General features: G+C 67.2%; 5 protein-coding genes. All 5 read left to right on the forward strand.

Features of this window, described 5'->3' with window-relative positions:
- Window positions 1-193: 193 nt before the first annotated feature.
- Window positions 194-1,387: a sugar ABC transporter substrate-binding protein gene (locus VF330_RS40930; RefSeq protein ID WP_330857146.1), complete on the forward strand. Its 1,194-nt coding sequence runs from the start codon at window positions 194-196 to the stop codon at window positions 1,385-1,387.
- Window positions 1,384-2,271 carry a sugar ABC transporter permease gene (locus VF330_RS40935; protein ID WP_330857147.1) on the forward strand — a complete coding sequence of 296 codons (888 nt, stop codon included), beginning with the start codon at window positions 1,384-1,386 and terminating at the stop codon, window positions 2,269-2,271. The genes VF330_RS40930 and VF330_RS40935 overlap by 4 nt, the downstream gene beginning before the upstream one ends.
- Window positions 2,261-3,094, forward strand: a complete 834-nt coding sequence (locus VF330_RS40940) for a carbohydrate ABC transporter permease (RefSeq protein WP_330857148.1) — start codon at window positions 2,261-2,263, stop codon at window positions 3,092-3,094. The genes VF330_RS40935 and VF330_RS40940 overlap by 11 nt, the downstream gene beginning before the upstream one ends.
- Window positions 3,095-3,181: 87 nt before the next feature.
- The gene (locus tag VF330_RS40945) at window positions 3,182-4,045 is read left to right on the forward strand and encodes a GNAT family N-acetyltransferase (protein ID WP_330857149.1); all 864 of its coding nucleotides are present in this window, start codon (window positions 3,182-3,184) and stop codon (window positions 4,043-4,045) included.
- 104 nt (window positions 4,046-4,149) lie between these two features.
- On the forward strand, window positions 4,150-5,249 hold a 1,100-nt coding region (locus tag VF330_RS40950; protein ID WP_330857150.1), incomplete at its 3' end, for a hypothetical protein.

Below are 5,249 nucleotides of genomic sequence, written 5' to 3' on the forward strand. Positions count from 1 at the left end.
GGCTGCACCCGGTCGAGTGGAACGTCGGCGAGGTCGCGGGCGCGCTCGCGGACTTCTGCCTGGCGCACCGAGTCACCCCTCGCGCGGTGCGCAACACACCCGGCCTGCTCGCGGACTTCCAGCACCGCCTGGAACGCGACGGCGTCGAGCTCCGCTGGCCGGATGTGTCCGGCTACTGACCCAGGAGACAACGATGTCCCGACTCACCGCGCTCATCGTCGCCGCGCTGCTCGCCCTCACCGCGTGCGGCGGCAGCTCGTCCAGTGACGGCCCCAAGTCGTTGCGCATGACCGTGTGGACCGCCAACGAGGCGCACCTCAAGCTGCTCGGCGAGATCGCCTCCGAGTACAAGGCGTCCCACCCGGACGTCACCGAGATCAAGTTCGACTCGATCCCGGCCGACGGCTACACCACCACCCTCACCACGCAGATCGCCGGCGGCAACGCACCCGACCTCGCGTGGATCCTGGAGGAGTCGGCACCGGACTTCGTCTCCTCCGGCGCGCTGCTGCCCGTCAAGGACAAGGTGGAGAAGGCGGACGAGCTGGTGCCGTCGGCCACCAAGCTCTGGGAGAAGGACGGCGAGCTCTACGCCTACCCGTTCTCCACCTCGCCGTTCGGGCTCTTCGTCAACACCGACCTCGTCGAGGACCTCCCGACGACGTGGGAGCAGGCCGTGGCGGCGTCGGCGGGCAAGAACCTCGTGCTGCCGGACTTCAAGTACCAGAACTGGGCCGTTCTGTCGGCGATCTGGCGCGGCTGGGGCGCCAACGCCTGGAGCGAGAACGGCGAGGAGTGCGGCTTCGCCGACCGGGAGATGAAGGACGCGATGGCGTTCATCCACAAGGCGATCTTCACCGACAAGGCGATCCCCGGCCCCGGCACGACCGTCGACTTCTTCGCGGGCAACGCCGCGATGGCCGTCAGCCAGATCTCGCGGGCCGGCGCGCTGAAGGACGCGAAGTTCGGCTGGACGCTCCTGCCGCTGCCGAAGGGCCCGAAGGGCGACTACGCGGTCATCGGCCAGGCCGGTGTCGGCGTGCTGAAGCGCTCGAAGAACGCCGAGGCCGCCGCGGACTTCCTCGGCTTCCTCACCAACACCGCCAACTCCGCGAAGCTCGCCCAGTTCTTCCCGCCGGCCCGGCAGTCGCTGCTCAACGCGGACACCCTCGCGAAGAGCAACCCGCTGATCAAGCCGGAGCAGCTCCAGTCGGTCGTGGTCGACGGCATCGGCAAGGGCGTGGTGAAGCCGAGCCACCAGGGCCAGGAGGAGCTGAACCAGACGATCCGCGCCGCGCTCGACCCGCTGTGGAAGCCGGACGCGAACGTCGCGCAGGTGCTCGACGGCGTGTGCGCGAAGATCAAGCCGTTGCTGGAGCGCCGGTGACGTTCTGGACCTACCGCAGGCGCGACAACCTGGTCGGCTACCTGTTCGTCGCGCCCGCCCTGCTCGGCAGCCTCGTGTTCGTGCTCGTCCCGCTGGCGATGGTCGGCTGGTACAGCCTCAACGAGTGGAACGTCCTCGGCGGCACGTTCGAGTTCATCGGCGCCGAGAACTACCGGCGGCTGCTGGAGGACGAGAAGCTGCGCGAGTCGCTCGTCGCCACCGCCTGGTTCGCCGCCGGGCTGGTGGTGCTGAACCTGTCGCTGGCCTTGCTGCTCGCGGTGCTGCTCAACCAGAAGCTGCGCGGCACCACCCTGTTCCGAACGCTGTTCTTCTCCCCCGTGCTGGTGTCGCTGGTGGCGTGGACGCTCGTCTGGCAGCTGATGCTCCAGCCGGAGGGCAGCGTGAACGGGCTGCTCGGGTTCTTCGGCGTCGACGGCCCGAACTGGCTGCGCGGCGACACCACCGCGATGGTCTCGGTCGTCGTCGTGCAGGTGGTCAAGAACGTCGGGCTGAACATGGTGCTGTTCCTCGCGGCGCTGCAGGGCGTCCCGGCGCCGTTGTACGAGGCGGCGAAGATCGACGGCGCGGGCGCGTGGACCCTGTTCACACGGATCACGATCCCGTTGATCAGCCCGACGATCCTGCTCACGTCGATCATCACGATCGTCGGCTCGCTGCAGGTGTTCGCGCAGATCGCCGTGCTCACCCAGGGCGGCCCCGGCACGTCCACGACCGTGTTGATCTACTACCTGTACCAGCAGGCGTTCCAGTTCCACCACTTCGGCTACGGCGCGACGATCTCGGTGCTGCTGTTCGTCATCGTCGCCGCGCTGACGCTGCTGCAGTGGAGGATGCGCCGGAAGTGGGTGCTCCATGAGTCGTGACGGCTCGAAGCGCAAGATCTGGCTCTACGGCCTGCTGTGCGTGTTGTGCGTGCCATTCGTCTTCCCGACGTGGTGGATGGTCACCTCGTCGATGAAGCCGATCGGCGAGATCTTCTCCGAGTCGCTGCTGCCCTCGGAGTGGACGTTCTCCACGTACGAGACGGTGTTCCGGATGCAGCCGTTCGGGCAGCAGTACTGGAACAGCCTCTACATCGCGGTGGTCGTCACCGCCGGCACGATGGCGGTCGCGGCGATGGCGGGCTACGCGTTCGCGCGCATCCGGTTCCCCGGCCAGAACGCGCTGTTCGTGGTGGTGCTGACCGGCCTGCTCATCCCGAGCGAGGTGACGATCGTGCCGCTGTTCCGGATGTTCCAGTCGCTCGGCCTCACCAACACGCACTGGCCGCTGGTCATCGTGCCGGTCTTCGGCGCGCCCTGCGTCCTGGCGATCTTCATCATGCGGCAGTTCTTCCTCGCGCTCCCTGCCGAGCTGGAGGAGGCCGCGCGGATGGACGGCCTGGGCCGCGCCGGCATCTTCTGGCAGGTGGCGCTGCCGCTGGCCCGCCCGGCTCTCGGCGCGGTCGCGATCTTCACGTTCCTGCACTCGTGGAACCTGTACCTGGAGCCGATCGTGTACCTGTCGACGCCGGACATGTTCACGCTGCCGCAGGCGCTGACGCAGTTCGTCGACATCTACGGCGGCCCGATGTGGAACGTCCAGCTGGCGGCGGCGACGATGACGGCCGTGCCGATCCTCGTGGTGTTCGTGGTGGCGCAGCGCCAGTTCATCGAGGGGCTCGCGCACACGGGTGTGAAGGGGTGACCGGAAAGAGGGCTTCTGGCCCCCGGTGGTGCGGCTCGTCCCGGTCTACACTCTTCCGACCTGCCGCGACCAGCCGAAGGACCTCTCATGGACATCACCTTCCGGTCCTCCCGGGGGCTCGACGTGGCGGCGAGCGACGACAGCGCGGGCAGCGTGTTCCGCGCCTTCTACGAGGGGTACGACCAGGCCTTCACCCTGCCCGACGAGAAGGAGAGCAGAGAGGGCTTCGTCGAGTGCATGGACCTGAACCGCGGTCCTGACTTCCGGCGGATCTCCGCGCGGCTCGGTCCCTTCCGCGAACTGGTCGTGACCGCCGAGATCGACGGGGTCCCGGCCGGCGGCGCCAACTTCCTGGTGACCCCGCTGCCGGACCACGCCGTGGTCACGCTGAACCTGAACTACCTCTTCGTCCGGCCCGGCCTGCGCGGACGTGGTCTCTCGAGACGGCTCGTGGACGCGTGCCGAGAGCTCGCCGAATGGCTCTTCCCCTGCGGCGGGCCGGTGCTGGTCTTCCTGGAGATGAACGACCCGCTGCTCATCACCGCCGAGCAGTACGAGCAGGACTCCGCGGTGTCCGGCATCGACCAGTTCGACCGGATCGCCATCTGGGCGAAGCTGGGTGTTCGCATCGTCGACTTCCCGTACGTGCAGCCACCGCTGTCCGCCGCACAGGAGGCCGACGGCAACCTGCTGTACGGGTTGCTGGCCGATTCCCCGGTCGAGCTGACCGGAGGGCTGCTCGCGGACCACCTGGAGAGGTTCTTCGCCATCTCCGTTCTCAAGAACGGTGACGTGGAATCGAACGAACTGGCCGCGGAACAGGTGCGGACCTGCCGCCGAATCGGTTCCATCGGACTGCTCGACCCCCTTCCCGGGCTCGCTGACCTGCGACAGAAGGTCGGAACGGCGAGCAACGGCATTCGCCGGGAATTGGTCGCGCACGCCACGTGACGGAATCGTTACCGGTCTCCCGGTCCTAGCGCGAAACCCTCCCGACCCCGATCGCGATTGTCCTGCAGGGTGATGCCCTGAAGGCGCCACCGTCTGGGCAATCGATGGGGGAGATCGTGAACCAGTCGTCCTCGGATGGCGTCGTATTACCCGTTGTTCCCTCAGCCGTCCCCTCCACCGACGACGGCGCACGGGAGAGCGGCGGCACGCTGAACCTCACCATTTCCGTGCTGATCAGGCACGAGGATCTACACACCGCGCTGCGGCAGCACGCGCCCGGCATGCGCTGGGACAAGAAGCTCGTCGAAGGACTGCGGAAGCACGAACAGAGCACCGAGCTGTCGCTGGCGATCGAGCCGCTGTTCAACGACATCGCCGATCGCAAGAGAGGGCTCTTCGTCGAGGACTTCCTCATCGACACCCACAGCCGCGACGACCTCAGCGCCGAGCACGGCCCGAACGTGTGCGACCTGATCGACATCGACATGCCGAAGCAGGTGAGGTGGGAGACCGAGGGCGAGAGGCTGCGCGCCGACTTCCTCAGCCCGCCGCGGTTCGAAGGCGTGCGATGCAGGGCGTTCTGGGTGGCTCACTCGAACCTCTCGCTGTCCTACCACCTGTCGTTCGAGGTCCCCTACGAGCACACGGCGTCGCACTACTACGCGCTCAGCCTGCTGCAGAAGGTGTTCTTCCCGACGGAGGGAACGACCTACCTCCACGACGAGGAGCCGAAATACCCCTCCGTCACTTCGCAGCTCGTCAAGCCCGCCGCAGCGGTGGGGATGGCCGACTACGTCGAGGGGCGGTTCAAGGTCGACGCGGCGCACCTGTTCCAGAGCATCTTCGGTGATCCCGGGGCAGGCCGGCCGAGGGCGGAAGGCGACACACTCGCGAAAACCCTGCTGTACCGGGGAATGCACGAGGAGGACTCCTGCCTCACCGACTGGGACCGGAAGTGCGTCGCCGTGCTGGAGGACCCGTACTTCTTCGAACTGCTGAACAACAGGAAACAGCTGAGCGAGTCGAAACTGGACCTCGTGACGGTGGACGGGGTCGAACGGGGAGTCCTGTCCTACCGCCACGAGATCCTCGACGGCGGTGATCAGGACGAGCTGGCGTACTACTTCCTGTCGGGCTTCTTCCAGAACATCATCGACTTCCTCCGGCAGGACAACTCCGAGGTGCTGGACGGCACGGACCCGAT

Source organism: Lentzea sp. (assembly GCF_036380075.1).
Classification (GTDB): domain Bacteria; phylum Actinomycetota; class Actinomycetes; order Mycobacteriales; family Pseudonocardiaceae; genus Lentzea.